This window comes from Agaricicola taiwanensis, from assembly GCF_014635245.1.
In the GTDB taxonomy this organism is placed as follows: Bacteria; Pseudomonadota; Alphaproteobacteria; order Rhizobiales; family Methylopilaceae; genus Agaricicola; species Agaricicola taiwanensis.
Window position 1 is genome coordinate 882,906 of the sequence record NZ_BMCP01000001.1, and the last position, 26,042, is coordinate 908,947.

The window sequence follows — 26,042 nt, forward strand, 5'->3', positions numbered from 1 at the left end:
ACAGTGGTTGTCGGAAATTATGACGCAAATGGGAAGGGCTTCCAGGCCTTTACGCGAACGTGACCGCCGGAAATGAAAACGCCGGGCACGAGGCCCGGCGCGAAAGCGGTGTCAGTTGGCCGGAGGCGGCGGCGCGTCCGATGCCGGAGGTTGCCCCGTCTGGGCGGGAGAACTCGCCGGATTTTCAGACGGGTTCGGCGCCTGCTCCTGGGCGGGACCGCCCTGCGGGGCATTCGGCTGTTGGGGCTGCTGCGGCTGCTGGCCATCGTTGGTGGCCGGGCCGGGCTGCGTGCCTTCACCGCCGCCGGGAACATCCGCGCCTTGCTGGCCGGGTGCCGGGGTATCGGGGGATTGGCCGGCAGGTGCATCGCCACCGGCAGGCTGTGCTCCACCTTGAGCGGGCTGACCGCCTTCGGCCGGTGCCGCGCCTTCTGCCGGTGCCGCACCCTCGGCGGGAGCTTCCGGGATCGGCAGCGGGTTGTCCGAATTTTCGTTGAGGTAGACGAGAATGGCGGCGCGCTCTTCCGGCTTTTTCAGGCCGGCGAACGACATGGCCGTGCCTTTGATGGCCGCGCGCGGGTTCTCGAGGAAATGGCTGAGTTCATCCCAGGTCCACTCGCCGCCGGCTTCCTTCATCGCGCTGGAATAGCCGAAGGCGTCGTCCAGATGCGCCTTGTGATTGCCGACCACGCCATAAAGATTGGGGCCAACCTTGTTGGCTCCGCCCTTCTCCACCGTGTGGCAGGAGGCACAGCGCTTGAAGATATCCGCACCCTTGGCCGCATCCGCCGAGCCCAGAAAGGCGGCGATCGGCTGCGGCGCGGCCGCTTCGGCGCCACCCCCGGCGGCGGTCGGTTCCGGCTCGGGCAGAGCGTAGCCCTGCTGTTCGGGCGCCGGATGATGGAAGACCATCTCCGACGCGATCGACAGGCCGAGCGTGAAGGTCATCGTGCCGAGGACGGCTCCAAGGATTTTATTGAGTTCGAACGAGTCCATCCGCTTCCCGCCTGAGGGTCAGACAATAGGGCGCGCCCCCGAACGGGGACCGCGACAGAGCGGGCGGAACCTAGCCGCTTCCCCCCGCACCTGACAACTCGTATAGAGACCAGCGCGCTGCTACTTTTTGCCGCCTGAACCCCCGCGTCTCTTTTGGCTCCTTCATGAAGTCCCTCGTTCTCATCCCCGCCCGCATGGCTTCGACCCGCCTGCCCGGAAAGCCGCTCGCCGATATCGCGGGGCTTCCAATGATCGTCCAGGTGTGGATGAGGGCTACCGAAGCCCATGTCGGGCCCGTCGCGGTAGCGACCGATTCGGCCGAGGTCGCGGAAGCCGTCCGCGCCGCCGGGGGAGAAGCGGTGATGACGCGCGCCGATCACCCCTCGGGATCGGACCGCATCTTCGAGGCTTTGGAAAAGCTGGATCCCGCCGGTGAATATGATGTCGTGGTCAATGTGCAGGGCGATCTGCCGACCATCGACCCCAAGGTGATCGCCGCCTCGCTGTTGCCGCTCGGTGACGAAGCGGTGGATATCGCGACCCTTGCCGCCGAGATCACCCGCGACGAGGAGAAGGCAAACCCCAATGTGGTGAAGGCGGTCGCAACACCATTGGCGAAGAACCACCTGCGCGCCCTCTATTTCACGCGCGCGACGGCGCCTTATGGTGATGGGCCGCTCTACCACCACATCGGCCTCTATGCATGGCGCCGCGCCGCATTGAAACGTTTTGTCGGCTTGCCGCCGTCAACGCTGGAGCAGCGCGAGAAGCTGGAGCAGCTTCGCGCCCTGGAGGCCGGTATGCGCATAGACGTCATGCTGGTGGGCGATGTCCCGCTCGGCGTCGACACCCCCGAAGACCTGGAGCGCGCCCGCGCCCGACTGGCGAAGTGACGGAAGGACAATCTCATGGCCAAGCAGAAGATCGTGTATCAGGGCGAGCCGGGGGCCAATTCCCATTTTGCCTGCAATGATGCCTATCCCGATATGGAACCCTTGCCGCGTCCGACCTTCGAGGACGCGCTGGCGGCCGTCAGCGACGGAACCGCGGCACTGGGAATGATCCCCATCGAGAACACGGTCGCCGGCCGGGTGGCCGACATCCATCACCTGATGCCGACGTCCGACCTGCACATCGTCGGAGAATATTTCCTGCCGCTGCAGCACCAGCTTATGGCGGCGAAAGGCGCTTCTCTCGAGACCATCAGGACGGTGCAGAGCCACGTGATGGCCCTTGGACAGTGCCGCAATGTGATCCGCAAGCTTGGCCTCAAGGCCGTTGTCGCCGCCGACACGGCCGGTTCCGCGCGCGAGGTGGCGGAGGCGAAGGACCCGACCCGGGCAGCCATCGCCTCGACGCTCGCCGCCGAGATCTATGGTCTCGACATCCTGGCGCCCGACATTGCAGACGAGGATCACAACACCACGCGCTTCGTCGTGCTCTCGCGTGAGCCGGAATGGGTGAAGGCGGGCAACGGCCCCGTGGTCACCACCTTCGTCTTCAAGGTGCGAAACGTGCCGGCCGCGCTCTACAAGGCAATGGGCGGCTTTGCCACCAATGGCGTCAACATGACGAAGCTGGAGAGCTATCAGCTCAACGGCGAATTCGTGGCGACCCAGTTTTACGCCGATGTGGAAGGCCATCCCGACGAGCGCAACGTGCAGCTGGCGCTGGAGGAACTGGCCTTCTTCTCCTCCGAAGTGAAGATCCTGGGCGTCTACCAGGCCCACCCGTTTCGCTTCGAAGCGCGCAAGGCAGGCTGACCGTCAGCCTGCTCCGGCCCAATGCCGCAGCATGCCGCTGGCGATGGAGATCGGCGGCGGGATGCGAAGGCCGCCGGCATGGGTGCCGGCGATCATCTGGCGCAGTTCCTCGCGGGTGAACCAGCGCGCGTCCTCAAGTTCATCCCGGTCGATGGTGATGTCGGTGGAAAGCGCCTCGCCATGGCATCCGATCATCAGCGAATGCGGGAATGGCCAGGGCTGCGAGGCGAGAAAGCGAACGGCGCCGACCGTGACGCCTGCTTCCTCCTTGACCTCGCGGCGCACCGCATTCTCTGCAGTCTCGCCAGGTTCGATGAAGCCGGCAAGGCAGGAATAGGAGCCGGTGGCAAAGCGCGGCTGGCGCCCGAGAAGGCAGCGATCGCCCTCCGTCACCAGCATGATCGCCACCGGATCCACCCGCGGAAAATGCTCTGCATTGCACGAGGGACAGTCACGCCGCCAGCCACCATGCACCGGGGCTGTCCGCTCTCCGCAATTGGCGCAGAAGCCGTGACGGCGGTGCCAGGACAGAAGGCTTTTGGCCAGGCCCAGAAGTGCCACCCCGGACACCTCGATTTGCCCTTCGATGGCGAGTGTCCTGAGGTCGGCAAGGGTGCCGTGCGAGGCTTCTCCGGAATCCGGCTCCAGCTCGATGCGGCGCGCAAAGATGGGTGCGCCATCCTGGCGGCCGAGATAAAGCTCATCCGCCGCGATGCCGAGTGCTTCGGCGGTCTCCGGCGTGAAAAAGCAGCCCCCGTCCGTCGTGACGAGAGGCGCGTCGCCCGAGAAGACAACGAAACGCCGGTCGCCCCGCTCGGTCTCCGCCGTCAGGAAGGTTGCATCCGTCCGCTGCGCGGGCATCCGATCAAGCGCGCCGGCGGTAAAGCCAAGACGGGCGGAAAGGCCAGGATCATCGTTCAATGGTGCCGTCCGCTGCTGGTGGTTCCGTATCCAAGATCGTATCGGTCGAGGCCTGATCGTCGGTCGGCTCGGCGCTGAGGCCGCGCGGCTCCGCTGGGCCGTTCAACGCTTCGGCGAGCTTGTTGACCAACGCGTCACGTGCCGTCGGTTCATATTTCTCAGCCTCGCCGGAACCCCAGACCGGCCCAGGCCAGGCGGCATCGCCATGGCGCCGCCCCACCACATGGACATGAAGCTGGGAGACAATATTGCCGAGCGCGCCGACATTGATCTTGTCGACCGACACCGTGGTGCCAAGCACATGGGAGACGGTTGCGATCTCTTCCATGAGCGCGCCGCGCTCCAGCGGGGAAAGGTCCGTGAGCTCGGTCGCCTGGCTTTTCGGCACCAGCACCACCCAGGGGAATCGCGCATCATCCATCAGGCGCACCTGGCTGAGGGCCAGGGTGGACACATAGACCGTGTCGGCGGCCAGGCGGCGGTCGATCTCGATGGTGGATTTCAGCATAAACTCTCACCCATAACGGTTGAACACGAGGCTCTATACCTCCATATTCGTGGCGGGAGGTTGGCGGTGGACGTTTCACTCGCCAACCGGGTCAGGTCCGGAAGGAAGCAGCCCTAACGAGATCGATGCGGGTTGCCGTTCCAACCTCCTACTTTTCTACGAGCCAATCGACAACCGTGATGAATGACGTCCCACCCAGCGCCTCCATGACGTCCGGCGCGGGCTATCGGGTCCTTGCACGCAAATATCGGCCTCAGAATTTCGATCATCTGATCGGTCAGGAGGCCATGGTCCGCACCCTGACCAATTCCTTCGCCTCGGGCCGCATCGCGCAGGCCTGGGTGCTGACCGGCGTGCGCGGCGTGGGCAAGACGACCACAGCGCGCATCCTTGCACGGGCGCTTAATTACGAGAAGGCGGACGGCTCCGTCAAAGGCCCGACGGTCGATCTTTCCGAACTCGGCGTTCACTGCGAAGCCATCATGGAAAGTCGCCATGTGGACGTGCTGGAGATGGATGCGGCTTCGCGCACCGGTATCGAGGACGTTCGCGAGATCCTTGACGGCGTGCGCTACGCGCCGGTGTCGGCACGCTACAAAGTCTATATCATCGACGAAGTGCACATGTTGTCGGAGAAGGCGTTCAACGCTTTCCTCAAGACGCTCGAAGAGCCGCCGCCGCACGTCAAATTCGTCTTTGCCACCACCGAAATCCGCAAAGTACCCGTCACGGTGCTGTCGCGCTGCCAGCGCTTCAACCTGCGCCGTGTCGATGCGGCCATGCTGGTGGAGCATCTCGGCCGCATCGTCACCAATGAAAAGGTCGAGGCCGAAGCCGAGGCTTTGGCGCTCGTCGCCCGTGCGGCGGAAGGCTCGGTACGTGATGCCTTGTCGCTGCTCGACCAGGCCATCGCCCACGGGCAGGGCCGTGTTGAGGTCGAGGAAGTGCGCGCGTTGCTCGGTCTCTCCGATCGCGGCCGCATCGTCGACCTGTTCGAGACGGTGATGAGGGGCGATGCTGCCGGCGCATTGGCGGAGTTCCGCGATCTCTATGACGGCGGTGCCGATCCGGCCGTGGCTTTGACCGATCTCGCCGAATTCGTTCATTTCGTCACCCGGGTGAAGCTCTCGGAGGCCGCGCTGCAGGACCCGGCGGCCACGGAAGCGGAGCGCACGCGCGGCGCCGATTTCGCCGCGCGCCTTTCCATGCGCGCGCTCAGCCAGGCCTGGCAGATCCTGACCAAGGGCATTCAGGAGGTACAGGTCTCCCCAAAGCCGGCCATGGCGGCCGACATGGTGTTGATGCGCCTTGCCTATGCCAGCGATCTGCCCACGCCCGACGACGCGTTGAGAATCCTGCGCGAGGGCGGCGCGGCCCCGGCAGGCGCGGCGCCTTCCGTGCCCTCCGGCGGAGGCGGTGGCCCGCGCGCGGCTCTTGCCTATCAGCAGGCGCCTCATGCCATGGCGCGGCCGCAGGCAGCACCGGCGCGGCGCATCGATACCTTCGAACAGGCCATTGCCATGGCGGCGGAAAAGCGCGACATCGCCTTCAAGATCGCGCTGGAATGCGACGTGCGGCCGGTCCGGTTCGAGGATGGGCACATTGAATTTGAGCCCGCGCAGACAGCCGCGCCCGATCTCGCCCAGGTCATCCAGCGCAAGCTGTCCGAATGGACCGGCCGCCGCTGGATCGTCTCGGTAGGGCGCGCTGAAGGCGTGCTGACGGTGCGCGAGCGCGAGGAGGCGGAGAAGCAGGAGAGGCGGCGCGGGGTCGCCGCGCATCCTCATGTCCAGGCCATCCTCGATAGATATCCCGGTGCGCAGATCGTCGAGGTTCGCACCAACAAGCCGCCGCAGCCGGAGGCGGATGCCGTGGCCGAGCCCATGGACGCTGACGCCGTCATGGACGATGATGACGATATTTTCTGAAGGAAGCGTACCATGAAAGACATGCTCAACATGCTGAAGCAGGCCCAGGCCGTTCAGTCGAAGATGAAGGAGATGCAGGCCGAGCTTGAGCAGCTTGAGGTGGACGGCGTCTCCGGTGCTGGCCTCGTCGCCGTGCGGCTTTCGGCCAAGGGCGAATTGCGCTCCATCGTCATTGATCCCTCCCTGGCAAAGCCGGAAGAGATCGAGATCCTGGAGGATCTCATCGTCGCGGCCCATGCGGACGCTCAGACCAAGGCCGCGCAGCTCATGCAGGAGAAGATGCAGTCCGTCACCGGCGGCCTCCTGCCGCCGGGCGTGAAGCTGCCCTTCTGAGGCGTTCGGCTCAATGCCATCCTCCGTCGCGGGCCCCGAGATCGAGCGCCTGATCCAGCTCCTCGGCCGCCTGCCGGGGCTCGGGCCTCGTTCGGCGCGTCGCGCGGCCTTGCAGCTCATCCGGCGCAAGGAGCAGCTTCTGACACCCCTGGCATCCGCCATGGCCGAGGCGCGCGACAAGATCGTCGTCTGCTCCTCCTGCGGCAATGTCGATACCTCCGATCCCTGCACCATCTGCCGTGACGAGCGTCGCGATCCCTCGATCCTGGTCGTGGTGGAAGATGTGGCGGACCTTTGGGCGCTGGAGCGGGCAGGGGCCATCCGCGCCCGATATCACGTTCTCGGCGGGGTGCTCTCGGCCATCGACGGGCGACGACCCGAGGATCTCAACCTCGCAACACTCGCAGCCCGTGTGGCTGAGGGCAGCATTGGCGAGGTGATCCTGGCCCTCAATGCAACGGTGGACGGTCAGACGACAGCTCACTACATCACCGACCTCCTCGCGGCGCAGGGCGTGAAAGTCACCCGGTTGGCCCATGGCGTGCCGGTGGGAGGTGAGCTCGATTACCTCGACGAGGGGACGCTGGCCGCGGCGCTCAAGTCCCGCACCACCTTCTGATCAGGCGCGGACACTGGACCCGCGCCGCGTCTGCCTTCAAGTTGGACGAGGGATTCGGCGAAAGGATGTGGCGTGCAGGGCAAGGGCGGTGAGACAGCGGAGCGGCGCAATGTGCTCTCGGATTTCCTGCAGCGCCGCACGCTCGTCATGCTTGCGCTGGGGTTTTCGGCGGGCCTACCCAATCTCCTGATCTTCGACACACTTTCCGCCTGGCTGCGGGGCGAGGGCATCTCGCTGGCGGTGATCGGCTTTTTCAGCCTGGCCACATTGGCCTATTCGGCGAAGTTTCTCTGGGCACCGCTGGTTGATCGCACGCGCGTGCCGCTCATCACCGGCTGGCTGGGGCATCGGCGCTCCTGGATGCTGCTGGCGCAGGCGGCCGTCATTCTCGGGCTTTGGGCGATCTCCGGCAGTGATCCGGCAAGCCAGCTCGGTTTTGTCGCCACCGCGGCCGTCTTCGTCGGCTTTGCCGGCGCGACGCAGGACATCGTCATCGACGCTTGGCGCATCGAGGCCGCCGACGACAGCCAGCAGGGCATCCTCGCGGCGGCCTATCAGTGGGGCTATCGCGTGGCGATCATCACCGCCGGCGCGGCGCCGCTGGTCCTTGCCCAGGCCTACAGCTGGAACATCTCCTACGCCGTCATGGCCGCGCTCATGGGCATCGGTGTGCTGGCGGTCCTCGTCGCGCCGCGCGAAAGGGAACATGCGGTGCGGCCCATCCCCGCCGCCGACCTGCCGGCCCGCCCCTTCGCCGAGGCCGCCGAGTGGCTGGTGCGCGGCCTCCTCTTCATCACGGGCGCGTTGATCGCCGGCGCGGGATTGATGGGCGATCCGACCCCACTGACGCTTATGACGGGGCTTGCCGGTTCAGCGGATGCTTTCGGCCTGGCACCGTTGTGGAAGGGCCAGTCCTACAGCATCGCGCTCCAGATCGGCGCGGTGGCACTCGGTCTTGCGATCATCGCCATGGGGTGCTGCGCCATCCCCGGTCATCGCACGCGTCCCGGCGTCTATCTCGGCGGCTCCTTCGGCGCGCCGCTGGCGGATTTCTTCCGGCGCTACGAGGGATCGGCCGCGCTGATCCTCGCCCTCATCTGCATCTACCGGGTGTCGGACTTCGTCCTCAACATCATGAATCCCTTCTATCTCGACCTCGGCTTCACCATGGTCGAGATCGCCGAGGTCCGGAAGATCTTCGGGGTCTTCGCATCGCTCGGCGGTGTCATTCTCGGCGGCTATGCCATTGCCCGCTTCGGGCTGATGCGGTCGCTGCTGGTGGGGGCCTTCGCCGGCGCCATCAGCAATCTCGCCTTCGTCTTCCTCGCGACATCGGGGCATTCCCTGCCGGCGCTTTATGTGGCCATCGGCGTCGACAATGTCTGCGGCGGTTTCTCCGGCACCTGCCTCATCGCCTATATGTCGAGCCTGACCTCCTCAGGTTTTACCGCGACCCAATATGCTCTCTTCTCCTCGCTTTATGCCCTGCCGGGAAAGCTGCTTGCCTCGCAATCCGGCCGGATTGTGGAAGGGGCGGCGAGAGGCGCGGAAAGCGGCGGGCCCGTCGCGCCACTGATGGCGCTCTTTACCGGCACCACGCCGGAATCCTATGCGGCCGGCGCCGCCAAACTGGCGGTATCGCCGGCCGCCCTCGGCGTGGGCTACGTCACCTTCTTCCTCTATTCCGCTTTGATCGGCGTATTTGCCGTGGTGCTGACAGTCATGGTGATGATCAGGCCAACCCGAGGGGCCGCGCCCGCGCCTGAAGAGGTGCCGGCGCGCTGACCTTCACTCGGCGGCGACGCTGCGGGCGATGGGGTTCGGCAGTGCTTCCGGTGCGGCGCTGGAGCCGGAAAATTCCATCTGGTCGATGCGGGAGCCCCGCTTCTGGATCTTCGCGGCCGAGATGTCGATGTCGGAGAGATCCTGTTCCACCTGGCCGAAGTGGCTTTTCAGCTTGCCGGTCCGGTCGACAAGACGGCGCACGTCATCGAGCAGCTTGCGCACCTCGTCCTGGATGAGGTGGGCCTGCTCGCGCATGGCGGCGTCACGCACCAGCCCTTGCACCACCTGGATCGCCAGCATGAGCAGTGAAGGCGAGACCACCAGAACGCGCGCCTTGTGGCTGCGCTGCACCACATCCTCGAAGCGCTCGTTCAGCTCGGCATAGATGGATTCCGACGGCACGAAGAGAAGCGCGATATCCTGGGTTTCGCCGGGCACGAGATATTTCTCCGACACATCCTTGATGTGCTTGCCGATGTCGGATCGCACCCGCGCTTCCGCGACCCGCTCCATCTCGGGGCCGCTGGCGAGCCGAAGCTGCTCGAAGGCTTCCAGCGGAAACTTCGCGTCGACGGCGAGCGCCCGCGCATCGCCGGGAAGATAGATGAGACAGTCGGGACGCACACCGGTGCCGAGCGTCGTCTGGAACGAATAGCCGCTCGGAGGCAGCGCATCCTTGACGATGGCTTCCATCCGGCCCTGGCCGAAGGCGCCGCGGGCCGGCTTGTTCGCAAGGATGGCTTTGAGGCCCGTGACCTGGTCGGTGAGGCTGGTGATGCTGTCCCGGGCCGCGTCGAGCACGGCGATGCGTGCCTCCAGCTTCTGCAATTGCTCGGTCGTGGCGGCGGTGCCGCGCGTCAGGTTCTCGCCCACGCGCTGCGTCACCTGATCGAGCCGTTCGGTGACGCTGCGGCCAAGATCGGCCTGCCGCTGGGCCAGTGCTTCCGCGAAGGCCTGAAGCCGTCCCGCCATCTCCGCATGGGCGCGTGTGAGATCGGCGATATGGCTGTCCGCGGCCTGCGCCCGCTCACCATGGCTCGCGGCCTCCAAAGCCCGCTGCCGCGACATCCGTCCCAGCGCCACAAGGAGCGCGACGAGCAGAAGCAGCACGAGGAGACCTAGACCGGCCATGGCTTGGCTGGCGGTGACGACGGTGTTGCCAATGGTAAGGATCGGAGTTTCCATGCCGTCCCTTAGCAGGATTCGCATCACCTTTCGAGAACAAAAAAAGAACATTTGCTGATAAAGGCGTGCCCGATATGGGCATCGGGGCGCTTTCGAGACCTTTGTTGCGAGGTGTTTGGCTCATGAGTCACAGAATATGGCGCCGCCCTGCGCAGAGGCAGCCAGTCTTGAAGGGTGCTTCTAGATGTAATGTTTTGCGGCGCAACAATTCCGGATCGGGCGTGGAGCCGTGCGCAAGGCAGTATAGATCGCCCAATGTGATCAACGATCTTTGTTGGTGGGTGAGTAGGACTCTGGAAACAGGCGGATTTTCCGCCAAACTTCTTCGAAGAATAGAAGGAATCCATACAATAATAAATTGGTAATTTCTGAAATAGATGCACCTACACCAAGAATAAAATTGCGATTTTATTCAAACATTAATCAAATTTTAGTCACGATGGCGAGAATGAGGAGCATAGCTCTAGGCGCTCGCCAGCAGGATGGCTGGTCGAGGCGAGAGTGAGAAACCCCGGTCGGCGACAGAAGGTCGTCGAGGAGCCAAATGATGTCTTTTCTTTCACATTTTCGCATTCTCACGAAGATCATCGCGTTGATCCTGTTCCTGTCTGGAGTGACAGTGGGCGTTGCCGTGATGGGCACCAGTTCGCTGAGCAGTCTCAATGATGCAACGGACCGCATGGAAGTGGCCGCCGCGAACGCCCTGACCGCAGGACGCCTCAACACCAATCTGGTGGCGATCAACCGTGGCGAGTTTCGCATCGCCATTGATCCAAGCCCGGAAAATCTCAAGCAGGTTCAGACACAGATCGACGAAGAGGCGGCTCTTTTCCAGAAACGTCTCGATGAAATGAAGAGCAGCGAAAATAGACTTGTGAAAGGGCACATCGAGAAAATCGAGCGTCAGTGGCTAACCTATCGCGGCGAACTCGAGGGGACGATCAAGATCGCCAAGGATGTCGGCAACTTTGAGATCGGTGAAGAAACCCGTCGCCTCCGTGATAGCGCCATGGCCAGCCGCCAGGCGGCGGAGGATCTCAGGGCCTCCCTTCGCACGATGGCCACGGAACTGGATGATCGAGTCTCGACGGTTTCGGCTGAAGCGACGGCAGAATACGAAGCGACCTCCGGCCTAATGATCGGCGTATCCGCTGCGGGCATCGTTCTTGGACTTGTGTTCGGCTTTGCCATCGGTCAGTTCGGCGTTGCGAAACCCATCCGCATGATCGTTGACCTGCTTCAGCGCTTGGCTAATGGCGAGCTGAACGTCGATGTCACCGGCACCGAGCGTAAGGATGAGGTCGGCGACGTCGCCCGTACCGCGCTCACCTTCAAGCAGAACGGTCTCGACAAGATCCGTCTCCAGCAGGAGCAGGAAGAAAGCAAGCGGCTTTCGGAGGAACAGCGCAAGAAGGAGATGATGAAGATGGCGGATGATTTCGAAAACGCCGTCGGCGCCATCGTTCAAACCGTTGCTTCAGCCTCGCATGAACTTGAAACCGCGGCCTCCACGCTGACCCAGACCGCCGATCGCACCCAGCAGCTCTCCGTTCTTGTGGCGAGCTCCTCTGAGGAGGCGTCGTCCAACGTTCAGTCCGTGGCGTCCGCTTCTGAGGAACTGGCGACATCGGTACAGGAGATATCCCGTCAGGTTGCCGAATCCTCGCGGATAGCACGCGATGCGGTGGATCAGGCCGACAGGACCGACACGCGTATCAATGAGCTTTCCGAAGCGGCGGACCGCATCGGTGAAGTGGTCCAGCTCATCACCGCCATCGCGGAGCAGACCAATCTCCTGGCTCTCAACGCCACGATTGAAGCCGCACGTGCCGGTGAGGCGGGTAGAGGGTTCGCCGTGGTCGCCCAGGAGGTCAAGGAACTCGCAAGCCAGACCTCCAAGGCAACTGACGAGATCGCATCCCAGATCAGCGGTATCCAGAAGGCGACGCAGGATTCGGTTGGGTCGATCCAGGAGATCAGCACCACGATCAAGCGCGTGGCGGAAATCGCCTCCTCGATTGCAGCAGCCGTCGAGGAACAGGGGATCGCCACGCAGGAGATCGCACGCAACGTTCAGAATGCCGCGATCGGCACGTCCGAGGTTGCCTCGAACATCGGCGAGGTCAACAACGGCGCTGCGGACACGGGCAGCGCCTCGACCCAGGTCCTTTCCTCCGCGCAGGAGCTTTCCAGAGAGGGCAGCCGATTGAAGATGGAAGTCGATGGCTTCCTTCAGACGGTGCGTGCGGCCTGAATCCCGCAGATAAGGTTTGATTACGACAGGGGCCATCGGCGATGAATATCGCCGGTGGTTTTCCATTAAGCCAAAATAGCACGCGGATCGGGTCGCGAATTTTTCAGGGCAAACGGGGTGTATTGTTGACGGGGCGCGAGGCGCCGCTTATCTCCGCGAGCATCATGTCGATCTTGCCCATTCGCATCATTCCCGACTCCGTTCTGCGCCAGAAGGCCGAGCCCATCGCCGCGGTCGACGACGATGTGCGTCGGCTGATGGATGATATGCTGGAGACCATGTACGACGCGCCCGGCATCGGTCTTGCCGCACCGCAGATCGGCGTCCTGAAGCGCATCGTCGTGCTCGACGTCTCGCATCGCGAGCAGGACGATGAAGAAGGCGAAGGGGACGAGGCGGCGGAAAAGCCGGTCGATCGCAAGCCCATGTTCATCGCCAATCCGGAGATCGTCTGGGCGTCCGAGGAAACCAGGACCTACGATGAAGGCTGTCTCTCGATCCCCGATTACTACGAGGAGGTCGAGCGGCCGGCACGTGTGCGGGTGCGGTACCTCGATCGTGACGGCAAGCAGCAGGAGGTCGATGCCGATGGCATTCTGGCCGTCTGTCTCCAGCATGAGATCGATCATCTCGACGGCGTGCTCTTCATCGACCACCTGTCGAAGCTGAAGCGTGACCGGGTCACCAGGAAGTTCGCCAAGCAAGCCAAGCGCGGCTAGCCCTCGCACAGCGCTCCGAAAGGGCTTCAACATGCTTCGGGTCGTTTTCATGGGAACGCCGGATTTTGCGGTTCCCACGCTCTCCGAGATCATCGGCACCGGCCACGATGTCGTCGCGGTCTATACGCGTGCGCCCAAGCCCGCCGGGCGCGGCATGGAGCTGACCAAGACACCCGTGCACCGCTTCGCGGATGGCTTCGGCATCCCGGTTTTCACGCCGAAGACACTGCGCGATGCCGATGCGCAGGAGATCTTCGCAAGCCATGGTGCCGACGTGGCCGTGGTGGTGGCCTATGGCCTTATCCTGCCGCCGCCGGTGCTCGCCGCTCCCGCGCACGGCTGTCTCAATCTTCATGCCTCCATTCTGCCGCGCTGGCGCGGCGCGGCGCCCATCAACCGCGCCATCATGGCCGGAGATGCCGAAACGGGCGTCGGCATCATGCAGATGGAGGAGGGCCTTGACACCGGCCCCGTCGCCATGGAGGAGCGGATCGAGATCGGACGCGATGACGCCGCCGGCGATCTTCACGACCGTCTTGCGCGCCTGGGCGCCGATCTGATGCACCGCGCCCTCGGCGCCGTCATGCGCGGCGGCCTGACCTTCCGCCCTCAGCCGGAGGAGGGCGTCACCTATGCCGCCAAGCTGACCAATGCCGAGACCAGGATCGACTGGCAGCGGCCGGCGGCGGAGATCCACGATCATATCCGGGGCCTCAGCCCCTTCCCCGGAGCCTGGTGCGAAGCCGATCTCGGCAAGGGGCCGGAGCGGCTGAAGATCCTGCGCAGCGCGGCCGGCATGGGGGGCGGCGCGCCCGGCACGCTTCTGTCGGAAGCAGGCGATATCGCCTGCGGCGCGAGCGCGGTGAAGCTGCTGCAGGTGCAGCGCGCCGGCAAAGGCCCCATGGCCTGGGACGACTTCCAGCGCGGCGCGCGTCTTGCCCTTGGCACGAGCTTCGGCTGATGCCGCGCTACAGGCTCCTGATCGAATATGACGGCACCCACTTTTCCGGATGGCAGCGCCAGGAGAATGGGCCCTCCGTTCAGGGCGCCATTGAAGCCGCCATCGCGGCCTTTACCGCCGAGGATGTGAAGATCCGCGGCGCTGGCCGCACCGATGCCGGCGTACACGCACGCGGACAAGTCGCACATGTCGACATCGTCAAGGATTGGCGAACCGATACCGTACGCGATGCCACCAATGCCCATCTCCGCGGGGCCGGCGTGGTGATCTTGGCGGCCGACAAGGTCGAGGACGACTTCGACGCCCGCTTCTCGGCCACCGCCCGGTCCTATGAATATCTGATCCTCGATCGCCGCACACCGCCCGCTCTTGATCGCGGCCGGGTCTGGCACGTACCGGTCAGGCTCGACCATGAGGCCATGCACCAGGCGGCAAAGGTCCTGCTTGGCCGCCACGACTTCACGACATTCCGCGCCTCCGAGTGTCAGGCCAATTCGCCGGTGCGGACACTTGATCGTCTCGACGTCAGCCGCGAGGGCGAAATGGTGGTGGTGCGGGCGAAAGCGCGCTCTTTCCTGCACAATCAGGTGCGCTCCATGGTCGGTTCGCTGAAGCTCGTCGGCGAGGGCAAGTGGACCGCCAAGGATCTGCGCGCAGCGCTTGAGGCGGCCGACCGCAAGGCCTGCGGACCGACCGCGCCAGCCGCGGGGCTCTGCTTCATGAGCGTCGACTATCCGGAAAAGTAGAGCTCCAGGATGCGGCTGTAGAGCCGCGTCAGGGCTTCCAGCTCATCCACCGGCACATGTTCGTCCGCCTGATGCATGGTGGTCCCGACAAGGCCAAGTTCAACCACGGGACAGTAGTCCTTGATAAAGCGGGCGTCCGATGTACCCCCGCCGGTCGATAGCTGCGGCATCCGGCCCGTCTCAGCCTCAACAGCCTTTTGCAGCAGGTCGACAAAGGGGCCCGGCGCGGTGAGGAAGGCTTCCGAATTGCTGGATGCGAAGGTGAGCTCGAATGGGATCCCGCCGGCCGCCTTCGCAACACGGGCACGCAAGAGCGCCTCCAGGGAGGTCAGCGTGTGGAGGTCGTTGAAACGGGCGTTGAAAAGCGCCGTCACACTGGCGGGGATCACGTTGGAAGCCGGATTCCCGACGTCGACGCTGACCACCTCCAGGTTGGACGGCTGGAAATGCTCATTGCCCTCGTCCAGCGGCTGCATGAGCGCGGCGAGAACCGGCAGCGCCGCGCGGATGGGGTTCTGTGTCTTCTCGGGATAAGCGACGTGCCCCTGCTTGCCGTGGATCGTCAGGCGGCCGGTGCAGGAGCCGCGGCGCCCGATCTTCAGCGTATCCCCCATGGCCCCGACGCTGGTCGGCTCGCCGAGCAGACAATGGTCGAAACGCTCGCCCTTCTCCTGTGCCCAGGACAGCAGCTTCTTCGTGCCGTTGATGGCGGGGCCTTCCTCGTCGCCGGTGATGAGGAAGACGATGGACCCTTGGAAGGGCCCCTTGCGGACCTGTGACAGGGCCGCGGCAACCATGGCGGCGACGCCGCCCTTCATATCTACGGCGCCGCGCCCCCAGAGCTTTCCATCGGACACGTCACCTGAAAACGGCGGGTGGGTCCAGCCGGCCTCATCGCCCGGCGGAACCACATCGGTATGTCCCGCCAGCACGAGAACAGGTCCCTCTGTTCCGATCCGGGCATAAAGATTCTCGACGTCGGGTGTATCCGGCGCGGAAAAGACAGGGCGGTGTACGGAGAAACCGGCCTGTTCCAGCACGCTGGCCAGCAGGGCGATGGCGCCGCCCTCATCAGGCGTTACGCTGGCGCAGCGCAGGAGATCGCGGGCCAGCGTAAGCACGTTCACCTCGCCGGCCATGATGTTCAGTCCCTGAGGAGTTCGTTGATCGATGTCTTCGAGCGGGTCTTCTCATCCACCCGCTTCACGATGACGGCGCAGGCAAGGTTCGGGCCGGGCGTGCCGTCGGCCAGCGGCTTGCCCGGCAGCGCGCCGGGAACCACGACGGAATAGGCGGGCACTTCGCCGATGAAGGTCTCGCCCGTCGTGCGATCCACGATCTTCGTGGAGGCGCCGAGGAAGACGCCCATGGAGAGCACCGACCCCTCGCGCACGATCACGCCTTCCGCCACTTCCGAGCGGGCGCCGATGAAGCAGTTGTCCTCGATGATGACGGGGCCGGCCTGCAGCGGCTCCAGCACGCCGCCGATGCCCGCGCCGCCGGAGATGTGCACATTCTTGCCGATCTGGGCGCAGGAACCGACGGTCGCCCAGGTGTCCACCATGGTGCCGCTGTCAACATAGGCGCCGATGTTGACGAAGGAAGGCATCAGCACCACGCCCGGCGCGATGAAGGCCGAGCGGCGCACGATGCAATTGGGTACGGCGCGGAAGCCGGCGGCGCTGAACTCCTTGTCGGTCCAGCCGTCGAACTTGGAGGCGACCTTGTCCCACCATGAGGAGCCGCCGGGGCCGCCGCTGATGGTGACCATGTCGTTGAGGCGGAACGACAGCAGCACGGCCTTCTTCAGCCACTGATGGACGGTCCAGTCGGACCCAACCTTCTCCGCAACACGCGCCTTGCCGCTGTCCAGAAGCGCCAGGGCCTGTTCCACCGCCTCACGCACCTCGCCGGTCGTCTTGGCGGAGATATCGGCACGTGCCTCCCATGCGGCGTCGATGGTTGATTGCAGGTTCGCGTCAGTCATGGGAGGTCCTCGGAAAACAACAGGAAAGATCAGGCGTCGGTGTGTCCGGGACGAGGCCTGCTGTCAAGACTTGCGAACCTGGGTCTTGATGCCGAAGGCAACAGCCACCGCACCCAGAAGCGCGACTGCGACGAAGGCGAAGGCGCTGGAGGGCTCGCCATGGTCGAGAATGCCGCCGATGACGAGCGGTGCCAGGGTCGAGCCGAGATCAAGCCCCGAGTAGACAAAGCCGAAGACCTTGCCGGTGGAGCCGGGAGGTGTTGCGGCCCGCACCATCATGTCGCGCGATGGGCTTGTGGAGCCCACGGCAAAACCGGCCAGGATCACGAAGAGGAAGACGAGCGGCACCGGCAGCGGCAGATAGCCGATGGCCAGCAGCATGAATCCTGCGAAAAACAGACCCACCGCGATGATACGGTCATGGTTGGGGGTCTTGTCGGCAAGAATGCCGCCGCCGAGAGCGCCGACGGCACTGCCAACGAGATAGAGGGTGGTCGCCAGCGCCGCCAGGGTCAGCGAGACATATTGCACCTTCGGCAGAAGTGTCGGCAGGAAGCTCTGAACGCCGGACATGGCCAGGGCAACCATCGCGAAATAAGCGAAGCAGATGAGGATCGGGCGTGACAGCAAGGCGATGGCCGGCGCGCCTGCGCTCGTCGGCGCGGCATGACTGTTCTGCACATGAAGATAGTTGCGCTCGGACAGGATGAGAGCGGCGAAGACCAGGCCGGCAAGCCCGATGATGATGAGCGCGGTGCGCCAGCCGAAGGCGCCGGACAGAGCCAGCACCACCACAGGTGCGGCGGCCCAGCCGAGACTTCCGCCGATGTTGTGAACGCTATAGGCGCGTGCCATGCGGCTGGGTGTCACGCGCGCCGTGAGGATGGAATAATCAGCCGGATGGAACACGCTGTTGCCGAGCCCGGCAATGACGGCGACGGGCAGGAAGAACCAGTAGGACGGGGCAAGGCCGGCAATCACCATGGACAGCCCGAGAAGCGCGATTCCTATGCAGAGGACCCGATGCGGACCGAAGCGGTCCACCACGAAGCCCGCCGCCACCTGGCCGAAGCCTGAGGTGGTGAAGAACACGGACATGATGAATCCGAGCTCGACATAGCCGACGCCGAACTCCGTTCGAAGGATCGGAAACAGCGGAGGCAGCACGAGATGGAAGAAGTGGCTGGAAAAATGGGCGCCGCCGATCAGGCTGATGACACGGCCGTCGCGGTAGGGCAGCGCTGCTGCGGATATCTCACTCACTTCAACCTCCGCCTGGGACTGCCGGAGGCACCCGAAAGCGATGAACTGTCAACAATGGCGGCGGACCATATCGCGACCCGGAGCGCGAGGAAATCGCCCTGCTGTGATCTGGTCCATGACGAAATGTGATGGGGTGCCGCGAAGTCAAGATTTCCGGAACCGCTCCTGCCGCCGCTCGTTGTCCTTGAAACAACGAGGAGGAAGACATGAGCAGCAAAGCTCCACCGGTGCCGCCCGAAAACGCGAACCAGAAGGGGCCGGCACAGCCGCAGACGACCTCCACCGATGATACCCAGAAGGGGCAGGTCCGTACGCAGAACCTCGCAGAGCAAGGCCGCCAGGGAAACATCAAGCAGAACACCACCAACCAGGGCTACCAGCAGGATCGCTGATCGGAGGGTAGAGAGAGATGTCGACATCAACCAAATCGCCCAACACGATCCGGCAGGGCGGTCCCGGCGCATCCCATGAGAATGCCAAGGCACCGCTCGACATCCCGAAAGGAGCCGCGGACAGCGATGCGCGCCAGCGCAGCAAGGTATCCGGCGGCGGTGGCGAGAAGGACAGCCATCACACCCATGACGCCGAGCGAAAAGGAGGTGGCTCCTGAGGCCACCTCCACTCAACGAGCCACCTTCTTAGGGCGCCGGGATGTAGATCTCGGCGCCCTTCTCCTTGAACTCCGCGGATTTCGCCTCCATGCCGGCGAGCTTGTCGGCATAGTCCCGCACGTCCTGGGTGATCTTCATGGAGCAGAACTTCGGTCCGCACATGGAGCAGAAGTGGGCCACCTTGTGAGCCTCCTTCGGCAGGGTCTCGTCGTGGAACGAGCGTGCCGTGTCCGGATCGAGCGACAGGTTGAACTGGTCTTCCCAGCGGAAGTCGAAGCGCGCGCGTGACAGGGCATCATCGCGAAGCTTCGCCGCAGGGTGGCCCTTGGCCAGATCGGCCGCATGCGCGGCGATCTTGTAAGTGATGACGCCGGTCTTCACGTCATCGCGATTGGGCAGGCCCAGATGCTCCTTGGGTGTCACGTAGCAGAGCATCGAGGTGCCGAACCAGCCGATCATGGCCGCGCCGATGGCCGAGGTGATGTGATCATAACCGGGCGCAATGTCGGTGGTGAGCGGTCCAAGCGTATAGAACGGCGCTTCGCCGCAGTGGGCGAGCTGCTTTTCCATATTCACCTTGATCTTGTGCATCGGCACGTGACCGGGCCCCTCGATCATCACCTGACAACCCTTGTCCCAGGCGACTTTCGTGAGCTCGCCCAGCGTCTCCAGCTCGGCGAACTGTGCGGCGTCATTGGCGTCTGCGATGGAGCCGGGACGCAGCCCATCGCCCAGTGAGAACGAGACATCGTACTTGCGCATGATGTCGCAGATCTCGTCGAAGCGCTCGTAGAGGAAGCTTTCCCGGTGATGCGCCAGGCACCATTTGGCCATGATGGAGCCACCGCGGCTGACGATGCCGGTGACGCGTTTTGCCGTCAGCGGCACATAGGGCAGGCGCACGCCAGCGTGGATGGTGAAATAATCGACGCCCTGCTCGGCCTGCTCAATGAGCGTGTCCTTGAACACCTCCCAATCGAGCTTCACCGGGTCACCATTGACCTTCTCAAGCGCCTGGTAGATCGGCACCGTGCCGATCGGGACGGGCGAATTGCGCATGATCCAGTCGCGGATGTTGTGGATGTTGCGGCCGGTGGAGAGGTCCATGACCGTATCGGCACCCCAGCGAATGGCCCAGACCAGCTTCTCCACTTCATCCGCCACGCTGGAGGTGACGGCGGAATTGCCGATGTTGGCGTTGATCTTCACCAGGAAATTGCGGCCGATGATGGTGGGCTCGATCTCCGGATGATTGATGTTGGCCGGAATGATGGCCCGCCCGCGGGCGATCTCGGAACGCACGAACTCGGGCGTGATGAAGGGCGGGATCTCCGCGCCAAAGCTCTCGCCATCAGCAAGGCGTTCTTCGGCGCCCTCGAGCATGCGCGCCCGGCCGAGGTTCTCCCGATGCGCCACATAGATCATCTCCTCGGTGATGATGCCGGCGCGGGCGAATTCGAACTGGGTGATGGGCGTGCCCTGGGGCGCTTCCAGCACTTGGCGTTCGGCGGGGCAGGGTGCCACCAGCTTGTCCGCCGAGACATTGCCGTTGTCCTCGGGCTTCACCGCGCGCGGCGTGGCGGGAACGGCACCGCGTGCCCGGATCCAGCTTTCGCGCACCTGCGGAAGGCCTGCGGCGAGATCGATGATGGCCTCAGGATCGGTGAAAGGCCCAGAGGTATCATAGACGCGGAGCGGCTCTTCATTGGCCGAAGGGTCGAGTGCGATCTCTCGGAAGGGCACCTGGATGTCGGGGCGACCCTCCGGGCTGGAAAAGACCTTGCGGGAACCGCTGATGGCGCCGGTGGTGACGCTTTTGGGAGAGGGGGGCTTCTGATGAATGTTCATTTGTGGATTTCCTCCAATAGACTGCAGGAAATCCGGGCGTCAGCGAATCGCGGTGCGCTTTTTTGGATGTGCGCGGTGTCCGTCCCTTCGCCGGTATGACCCGGATCAGGTTCTAAGGGTCACCGCGGCGTCCTGATGGACCGTCGGTATCTCAGCCCCTTCACGGGGCCCCCCTCGGAATAGCGGGAAGCATCCGCCCCTTGGGCGACGCTGTCAACGGTTCAGCAGGATCTCTTCCAGGAAAGCGGTCAGATCGTCGGTCACATGGTCCACATGCGGACCCTTCACCGCGTCTTCGGCATGGCGCATGCGTTCCGAAACGTCCTCGCCATCAGGTGTCACGAGAACGGTGGTCATGCCCAGCTGGTGCGGCACGATGAGGTTGTGGGCGAGATCCTCGAACATGGCCGCACGTTCCGGCGCCACGCCGAAATGCGCGAGGAAACGCTCATAGACCACGCTTTCCGGCTTGGGTACGAAATCGGCGGCGGCGATGTCGAAGATGCCATCGAAAAGATCGCGTATGCCGATGGCCTTCGCGACATCTTCCGCGTGCTTCACCGATCCATTGGTGAGGATGAAGCGCTTGCCGGGTAGCCGTTCGATGGCAAGCGCCAATGCCGGATTGGCGGTGATGCGGCCATGGTCGATCTCATGGACGAAATCCATGAACTCATGCGGATCGATGCCGTCGACCGTCATCAGACCGCGCAGGGTCGTGCCGTGCTTACGGTAGTAGTGCTTCTGCAGCGCGCGAGCGGATATGCCGTCGATGCCGAAGCGGTCGGCGATGAACAGCGACATGCGCTGGTCGATCAGCTCGAACAGCCGGCTCGACGGCGGATAGAGCGTGTTGTCGAGGTCGAAGATCCAGGCCTCGACCGTCTTGAAGGAGCGCGGCTCAGCGCCGGATGAGGGTTCCGGCGCCATGATCCGTGAGGAGTTCGAGCAGTACGGCATGGGGCACCTTGCCATCCAGGATGACCACGGCCTCCACGCCGCGTTCCAGCGCATAGATGCAGGTCTCGACCTTGGGGATCATGCCGCCGGTGATGGTGCCGTCGGCGATGAGGTCGCGGCACTGGTCCACGGTGAGCTCTGGGATCAGCTCCTTGTCCTTGTTGAGGACGCCTGGAACGTCGGTGAGGAGAAGGAGGCGCTTGGCGTTCATGGCCCCGGCGATGGCACCCGCGAAGGTATCGGCATTGACGTTATAGGTCTGGCCGTCGCGGCCGATGGCGACCGGCGCCAGAACGGGCGTGATCTCAGCATTGAGCACCGCGTCCAGCACCGTGCGGTTGACCGTCTCCGGCTCCCCGACGAAACCGAGGTCGACGATCTTCTCGATGTTGGAATCCGGATCGACCACCGTGCGCGAGACCTTGCGCGCCGTGACCATGCCGCCGTCCTTGCCGCAAAGCCCGATGGCCTTGCCGCCCTCGGCTGCGATGGTGCCGACGATCTGCTTGTTGATGGAGCCCGCCAGCACCATTTCCACGATCTCGACGGTGGCCTTGTCCGTGATCCTGAGCCCTGCCGCGAATTCCGATTTGACGCCCAGTTTCTCCAGCATCTTGCCGATCTGGGGGCCGCCGCCGTGCACCACGATGGGCTTCACGCCCGACTGCTCCAGCAGCACCACGTCCTCGGCGAAGTCTTCGGCTGCCGCCGGGTCGCCCATGGCATGGCCGCCGTATTTGATCACCACGATCTCCTGGTCGTAGCGCTGCATGTGCGGCAGCGCCTGGACGAGGGTTTCAGCCTGGGTCTGAACGTCGGGCAGGGTGATGTCGGGCATGAGGCAACCTGTGGCGGGAGCGGGAATTCGAGCTGTTTCTAGCCCCCGAATGCGTCAGGGAAAAGACCCCCGCTCGCAAACTGTCGACGGCATCGGCGCTTTTCAGGCGCCAAGCTCGGTCATTAGACGCACGATGGAGGCCCGAAGCGCGGGAATGCCGTCGCCGGTGCGCGATGAGGTGGCCACAATCTCCGGATAGGCCGCCGGCCGTCGCGACAGCTGCTGCAGCACCGTCTCGCGGCGCGCATCAAGTTCCGCCGGGCGCAGCTGATCGGTCTTGGTGAGCACGATCTGGTACGACACCGCGGCCTTGTCCAGCTCGTCGAGGATCTCGGTATCGGCGGTTTTCAGCCCGTGCCGAGAGTCGATCATGACAAAGATGCGCGCGAGATTGGCGCGGCCTGCAAGGTAGGAGCGGATCAGCCGGGTCCAGGCCTTGACCTTTGCCTCAGGCGCCTGGGCGAAACCATAGCCCGGCAGGTCGACAAGCTTCAGGGCGCCGTCGAGGTCGAAGAAGTTGATCTCCTGCGTCCGGCCGGGCGTGTTCGACACCTTGGCCAGCGTTTTCCGGTAGGTCAGCGCGTTGAGGAGGCTGGACTTCCCTGCATTGGACCGGCCGGCAAAAGCGATCTCCAGCCCCTCCATGGGTGGCAGCTGGTCGAGTTTCACCGAACCCTTCATGAAGGTGCAGGGGCGGGCGAAGAGCTTGCGACCGGCTTCGGTCAGGGGATCCGTTTCGATCATGGTGTCTGGTTCCGTGCCGCCCTGAGAGCGGCGATGTTCGCGCCCCGGATGGCGGCAAGATGTTCTGTAATGGTCTCCGGAGGCCAGTTCCACCAGGCGATGGAAAGCAGTTCATCGATCGTGGCGGGATCAAACCGCGTGCGAAGCACCCGGCCCGGATTGCCGGCAACGATGGCATAGGGCGGAACGTCCGATCCGACCACCGCCTCTGTGCCGATGATGGCGCCGTCGCCGATGCGCACGCCCGGCAGGATGGTGGCCCGTGCGCCGATCCACACGTCGTTGCCGATGACGGTGTCACCCCTCACATTCGCCGTGTAGCTGGCGATGTCGAAACCGGCTTCCCAGCCCCTGCCGAAGATGTTGAACGGAAAGGTCGAGAAACCGGCCATCGCATGGTTTGCGCCGTTCATGATGATGCGGGCGCCGGTGCCGATCGCGCAGAAGCCGCCGATCTCCAGGCGGTCTCCTAGGAAGTCGAAATGATAGAGCACATTCCGCTCGAAGAAGGCCTCCGGCGCATCGGGGTCATCGTAGTAGCTGTACGCCCCGACGCCGACATTGCCGCGACCTTCCGCCAGAGGCTTCAGAAAAACGATCCGCGAATGCTCCGGCACCGGGTGAAGCGTGTCGGAATCGGGGCCGTGCATGGGCGTGCCTCCTTGTCAGCGAAACAGTCGACGAGGCAGGCATGAGAAGCGAGGCATTCAGCCTCGCCTCAAGCGCCCTCAGCTCTGCGTCTTCTTCTTTCGATCGAATATGCCCTTCAGATTGTCGAACAGTTCGATCTTGGCGCCCTGGCGCTTCATGATCAGGCCCTGCTGCAGGATCGACAGGAAGTTGTTCCACGACCAGTAGATCACGAGACCCGCCGGGAAGGATGCCAGGAGGAAGGTGAAGAACACCGGCATCCAGGTGAAGATCATGGCTTGCGCCGGATCGGGCGGCGTCGGGTTCATGCGCATCTGCAGGAACATCGTGATGCCCATGATGATGGGCCAGATGCCGATCATCAGGAAGGTCGGCGGATCCCAGGGGATGAGGCCGAACAGGTTGAAGATCGTCGTCGGATCCGGTGCGGACAGATCGCGGATCCAGCCGAAGAAGGGCGCGTGGCGCATTTCGATGGTGACGAACAGAACCTTGTAGAGCGCGAAGAACACCGGGATCTGGATCAGCACGGGCCAGCAGCCGGCCACGGGATTGATCTTCTCCCGCTTGTAGAGCTCCATCATCTCCTGCTGCTGCTTGACGCGGTCGTCCTTATAGCGCTCCCGCATCTTCATCATTTCGGGCTGCACCATCTTCATCTTCGCCATGGACTTGTAGGACTGGTTGGCCAGCGGCAGGAAGATGAGCTTGACGATCACGGTCACGACGAGGATTGCGATGCCGAAATTGCCGAAGAAGTGGAAGAAGAAGTCGATGGCATAGAACATCGGCTTGGTGATGAAGTAGAACCAGCCCCAGTCGATCATCAGCTCGAAGCGGGGGATCGACTGCTCGTTCTCGTAGCGGTCGAGGATGTTGGTTTCCTTCGCGCCGGCGAACAGGCGGGTGGAGACTTCGGCCGTCGCGCCGGCCGCAATATCCTGCGCCGGCATCAGGTAATCGGCCTGATAGGTCGGAGTTCCGCCGGCGGTGCCGGTGATGAAGCGGCCGGTGAAGTCCTGCTGGGGGGGCACCAGCGCCGCTGCCCAATATTTATCGGTGATGCCGAGCCAGCCGCTGTTCGACTGGTAGGTGAAGGCCTTCTGGTCTTCAAAGTCCGAGTACTTCACCTCCTGCAGGCCCTGATCGCCGAGGACGCCGATCATGCCTTCGTGCAGGATGTAATAGCCGGCCGTTTGCGGCAGCCCGTGGCGGGACACCAGCGCATAGGGGAAGAGCTGAACCGCGGCGGCACCGTTGTTGGTGACGCTATCCTTGACGGTGAACAGGTAATCGCGGTCGACGGAAATCTCGCGGCGGAAAGTGAGGCCTTGCCCGTTATCCCAGGTCAGCGTGACCGGGGTGTCCGGGGTCAGCGTGCCCGAGCCTTCCTGCGTCCATACGGTTGACGCGCTCGGCAATGCATCGGCCGGCACCCCCTGCGAGCCCACCCAGCCGAATTCGGCATAATAGGGATGCGCGCTGCCAACCGGTGAGAGCAGCACGATGTTGGAACTGGAGGGGTCTACCGTCTCGCGATAATCCTTCAGCGCCAGATCATCGATGCGGCCACCCGTGAGCGCGACGGAACCGCGAACGCGCGGCGTGTCGATGGTGATGCGCTGGCTGCGGGCAAGCGCCTCTTCGCGGCTCGCGGCGGGCGCGATGGCGGGTGTTACCTGCGGTGTGGTTGCGGGCGTCTGCGGCTGGGCGCCTTGGCCCGGCTGTCCGGCGGTAACGGAATCGGCCGGCGTGTCTTGAACCGCGGCCTCACGCGTCGGTGTCCCGACGAAATATTCCCATCCAACGAGCACGCCGATCGACAGCACGATGGCGATGATGAAGTTACGATTGTGGGTCATCACTCTTGTCTTCCCGTGGATGTACGGCTTTGGCCCGTCCAGCGCCGTTCTTGTGAACGCGCGCGAAGGCGGCTGCAAGGTCTGAAAGCATGGTTTCAAACGGTGCGTCGATAAGACCGCGCCGTGCGACGATCACATAATCATGACCGGGACGCGCATTTGTATCCGCGACGCGAGGCACCGCCACGCGCAGCCGGCGCCGGATGCGGTTCCGCTCGACGGCATTTCCGACTTTGCGCGTGATGGTGAAGCCGAGCCTGATCAGGGACACGCCGTCAGCGCGGTCGCGGGCCTGAAGCGTCAGGAGGTCGGCATGGGCGCGCCTGCCGCTGGAAGCGGCCTTGAAGTCCGCGCGCCGTCTCAAGCGATCGAGCCGCGGGGCCTCTGAGGGGTCCCGCACGGTCGTTATCGTCAGGCCGACAGGCGCTTCCGTCCGCGGGCGCGGCGAAGAGCGATGATCTTACGGCCGTTTTTGGTCGCCATACGGGCGCGGTAGCCGTGGCGGCGCTTGCGCACGAGCTTGCTCGGCTGATAGGTGCGTTTCACGGGTCGTCTCCGTC

The 26,042-nt window shown here is 64.0% G+C and carries 27 protein-coding genes, 1 other RNA gene and 1 riboswitch; of the genes, 13 read left to right on the forward strand and 15 right to left on the reverse strand.

The features are described 5' to 3' along the window. Positions 1-111 precede the first annotated feature (111 nt). A complete protein-coding gene (locus IEV58_RS04155; protein WP_188408416.1) occupies positions 112-996 on the reverse strand; it encodes a c-type cytochrome in 885 nt (294 codons plus the stop codon). 164 nt (positions 997-1,160) lie between these two features. Between IEV58_RS04155 and IEV58_RS04160 the strand changes: the two genes are divergently transcribed. Further along, complete coding sequence (locus IEV58_RS04160; protein ID WP_188408417.1) at positions 1,161-1,889, forward strand: 3-deoxy-manno-octulosonate cytidylyltransferase; 729 nt, start codon at positions 1,161-1,163, stop codon at positions 1,887-1,889. Positions 1,890-1,904: 15 nt separating this feature from the next. Next, complete coding sequence (locus IEV58_RS04165) at positions 1,905-2,759, forward strand: prephenate dehydratase (protein WP_188408418.1); 855 nt, start codon at positions 1,905-1,907, stop codon at positions 2,757-2,759. A gap of 3 nt (positions 2,760-2,762) precedes the next feature. On the opposite strand, the gene nudC is transcribed toward IEV58_RS04165, so the two are convergent. Both nudC and IEV58_RS04175 read right to left on the reverse strand, forming a co-directional pair. Beyond that, positions 2,763-3,680: an NAD(+) diphosphatase gene (gene nudC / locus IEV58_RS04170; protein ID WP_229729173.1), complete on the reverse strand. Its 918-nt coding sequence runs from the start codon at positions 3,678-3,680 to the stop codon at positions 2,763-2,765. Continuing rightward, positions 3,670-4,188, reverse strand: coding sequence for an HIT family protein (locus IEV58_RS04175; protein WP_188408419.1), 519 nt, complete (start codon positions 4,186-4,188; stop codon positions 3,670-3,672). The genes nudC and IEV58_RS04175 overlap by 11 nt, the downstream gene beginning before the upstream one ends. Before the next feature lie 55 nt (positions 4,189-4,243). On the opposite strand from IEV58_RS04175, the gene ffs reads away from it, so the two are divergent. From ffs to IEV58_RS04200, 5 genes are all read left to right on the forward strand, one after another. Then, positions 4,244-4,340, forward strand: an RNA gene (gene ffs, locus IEV58_RS04180) — signal recognition particle sRNA small type. A 27-nt stretch (positions 4,341-4,367) separates the two neighbouring features. After that, the gene (locus IEV58_RS04185; RefSeq protein ID WP_188408420.1) at positions 4,368-6,116 is read left to right on the forward strand and encodes a DNA polymerase III subunit gamma/tau; all 1,749 of its coding nucleotides are present in this window, start codon (positions 4,368-4,370) and stop codon (positions 6,114-6,116) included. Positions 6,117-6,128: 12 nt separating this feature from the next. After that, positions 6,129-6,449: a YbaB/EbfC family nucleoid-associated protein gene (locus tag IEV58_RS04190; RefSeq protein ID WP_188408421.1), complete on the forward strand. Its 321-nt coding sequence runs from the start codon at positions 6,129-6,131 to the stop codon at positions 6,447-6,449. Positions 6,450-6,462: 13 nt separating this feature from the next. Next, positions 6,463-7,068, forward strand: coding sequence for a recombination mediator RecR (gene recR / locus IEV58_RS04195; RefSeq protein WP_188408422.1), 606 nt, complete (start codon positions 6,463-6,465; stop codon positions 7,066-7,068). A 72-nt stretch (positions 7,069-7,140) separates the two neighbouring features. Continuing rightward, positions 7,141-8,853, forward strand: coding sequence for an AmpG family muropeptide MFS transporter (locus tag IEV58_RS04200; RefSeq protein WP_229729174.1), 1,713 nt, complete (start codon positions 7,141-7,143; stop codon positions 8,851-8,853). Positions 8,854-8,856: 3 nt separating this feature from the next. Here the strand turns inward: IEV58_RS04200 and IEV58_RS04205 are convergent, their stop codons facing one another. Beyond that, positions 8,857-10,038: a DNA recombination protein RmuC gene (locus IEV58_RS04205; protein ID WP_188408423.1), complete on the reverse strand. Its 1,182-nt coding sequence runs from the start codon at positions 10,036-10,038 to the stop codon at positions 8,857-8,859. Positions 10,039-10,582: 544 nt separating this feature from the next. Between IEV58_RS04205 and IEV58_RS04210 the strand changes: the two genes are divergently transcribed. The 4 genes from IEV58_RS04210 to truA all read left to right on the forward strand — a co-directional run bounded on the left by IEV58_RS04210 (position 10,583) and on the right by truA (position 14,718). Continuing rightward, a complete protein-coding gene (locus IEV58_RS04210) occupies positions 10,583-12,292 on the forward strand; it encodes a methyl-accepting chemotaxis protein (RefSeq protein WP_229729175.1) in 1,710 nt (569 codons plus the stop codon). Positions 12,293-12,456: 164 nt separating this feature from the next. After that, complete coding sequence (gene def, locus IEV58_RS04215) at positions 12,457-13,011, forward strand: peptide deformylase (protein ID WP_188408424.1); 555 nt, start codon at positions 12,457-12,459, stop codon at positions 13,009-13,011. Positions 13,012-13,042: 31 nt separating this feature from the next. Then, positions 13,043-13,972 (forward strand): methionyl-tRNA formyltransferase, encoded by a 930-nt coding sequence (gene fmt, locus IEV58_RS04220; protein WP_188408425.1) that lies wholly within the window; start codon positions 13,043-13,045, stop codon positions 13,970-13,972. Further along, positions 13,972-14,718, forward strand: a complete 747-nt coding sequence (truA, locus tag IEV58_RS04225) for a tRNA pseudouridine(38-40) synthase TruA (RefSeq protein WP_188408426.1) — start codon at positions 13,972-13,974, stop codon at positions 14,716-14,718. Before fmt ends, truA begins: the two co-directional genes overlap by 1 nt. On the opposite strand, the gene dapE is transcribed toward truA, so the two are convergent. The 3 genes from dapE to IEV58_RS04240 all read right to left on the reverse strand — a co-directional run bounded on the left by dapE (position 14,703) and on the right by IEV58_RS04240 (position 17,968). Beyond that, positions 14,703-15,857, reverse strand: a complete 1,155-nt coding sequence (dapE, locus tag IEV58_RS04230) for a succinyl-diaminopimelate desuccinylase (protein ID WP_188408427.1) — start codon at positions 15,855-15,857, stop codon at positions 14,703-14,705. The two genes, truA and dapE, sit on opposite strands and share 16 nt — an antisense overlap. 5 nt (positions 15,858-15,862) lie before the next feature. Next, complete coding sequence (gene dapD, locus IEV58_RS04235) at positions 15,863-16,705, reverse strand: 2,3,4,5-tetrahydropyridine-2,6-dicarboxylate N-succinyltransferase (RefSeq protein WP_188408428.1); 843 nt, start codon at positions 16,703-16,705, stop codon at positions 15,863-15,865. Positions 16,706-16,768: 63 nt separating this feature from the next. Beyond that, positions 16,769-17,968 (reverse strand): MFS transporter, encoded by a 1,200-nt coding sequence (locus tag IEV58_RS04240; RefSeq protein WP_188408429.1) that lies wholly within the window; start codon positions 17,966-17,968, stop codon positions 16,769-16,771. Between the two features lie 206 nt (positions 17,969-18,174). Here IEV58_RS04240 and IEV58_RS04245 point away from each other — a divergent pair, with 206 nt between their 5' ends. Then, positions 18,175-18,360 carry a hypothetical protein gene (locus IEV58_RS04245; RefSeq protein WP_188408430.1) on the forward strand — a complete coding sequence of 62 codons (186 nt, stop codon included), beginning with the start codon at positions 18,175-18,177 and terminating at the stop codon, positions 18,358-18,360. Positions 18,361-18,377: 17 nt separating this feature from the next. Continuing rightward, positions 18,378-18,578, forward strand: coding sequence for a hypothetical protein (locus IEV58_RS04250; RefSeq protein ID WP_188408431.1), 201 nt, complete (start codon positions 18,378-18,380; stop codon positions 18,576-18,578). A 28-nt stretch (positions 18,579-18,606) separates the two neighbouring features. Here the strand turns inward: IEV58_RS04250 and thiC are convergent, their stop codons facing one another. The 8 genes from thiC to rpmH all read right to left on the reverse strand — a co-directional run bounded on the left by thiC (position 18,607) and on the right by rpmH (position 26,028). Beyond that, positions 18,607-20,427: a phosphomethylpyrimidine synthase ThiC gene (thiC, locus tag IEV58_RS04255; RefSeq protein WP_188408432.1), complete on the reverse strand. Its 1,821-nt coding sequence runs from the start codon at positions 20,425-20,427 to the stop codon at positions 18,607-18,609. Between the two features lie 65 nt (positions 20,428-20,492). Then, positions 20,493-20,612, reverse strand: a riboswitch (TPP riboswitch). Positions 20,613-20,640: 28 nt separating this feature from the next. After that, entirely contained in the window at positions 20,641-21,357 is a 717-nt protein-coding gene (locus IEV58_RS04260) for a pyrimidine 5'-nucleotidase (protein WP_188408433.1), read from the reverse strand. Further along, a complete protein-coding gene (gene argB / locus IEV58_RS04265) occupies positions 21,329-22,225 on the reverse strand; it encodes an acetylglutamate kinase (RefSeq protein WP_188408434.1) in 897 nt (298 codons plus the stop codon). The genes IEV58_RS04260 and argB overlap by 29 nt, the downstream gene beginning before the upstream one ends. Before the next feature lie 102 nt (positions 22,226-22,327). Next, entirely contained in the window at positions 22,328-22,969 is a 642-nt protein-coding gene (yihA, locus tag IEV58_RS04270) for a ribosome biogenesis GTP-binding protein YihA/YsxC (RefSeq protein ID WP_188408435.1), read from the reverse strand. Beyond that, positions 22,966-23,619, reverse strand: a complete 654-nt coding sequence (locus tag IEV58_RS18350; RefSeq protein ID WP_188408436.1) for a CatB-related O-acetyltransferase — start codon at positions 23,617-23,619, stop codon at positions 22,966-22,968. Before IEV58_RS18350 ends, yihA begins: the two co-directional genes overlap by 4 nt. A 78-nt stretch (positions 23,620-23,697) precedes the next feature. Continuing rightward, positions 23,698-25,482, reverse strand: a complete 1,785-nt coding sequence (yidC, locus tag IEV58_RS04280) for a membrane protein insertase YidC (RefSeq protein WP_188408437.1) — start codon at positions 25,480-25,482, stop codon at positions 23,698-23,700. Further along, the gene (gene rnpA, locus IEV58_RS04285; RefSeq protein ID WP_188408438.1) at positions 25,466-25,882 is read right to left on the reverse strand and encodes a ribonuclease P protein component; all 417 of its coding nucleotides are present in this window, start codon (positions 25,880-25,882) and stop codon (positions 25,466-25,468) included. The genes yidC and rnpA overlap by 17 nt, the downstream gene beginning before the upstream one ends. An 11-nt stretch (positions 25,883-25,893) precedes the next feature. Continuing rightward, positions 25,894-26,028 carry a 50S ribosomal protein L34 gene (gene rpmH / locus IEV58_RS04290; protein WP_188408439.1) on the reverse strand — a complete coding sequence of 45 codons (135 nt, stop codon included), beginning with the start codon at positions 26,026-26,028 and terminating at the stop codon, positions 25,894-25,896. Positions 26,029-26,042: the final 14 nt, after the last annotated feature.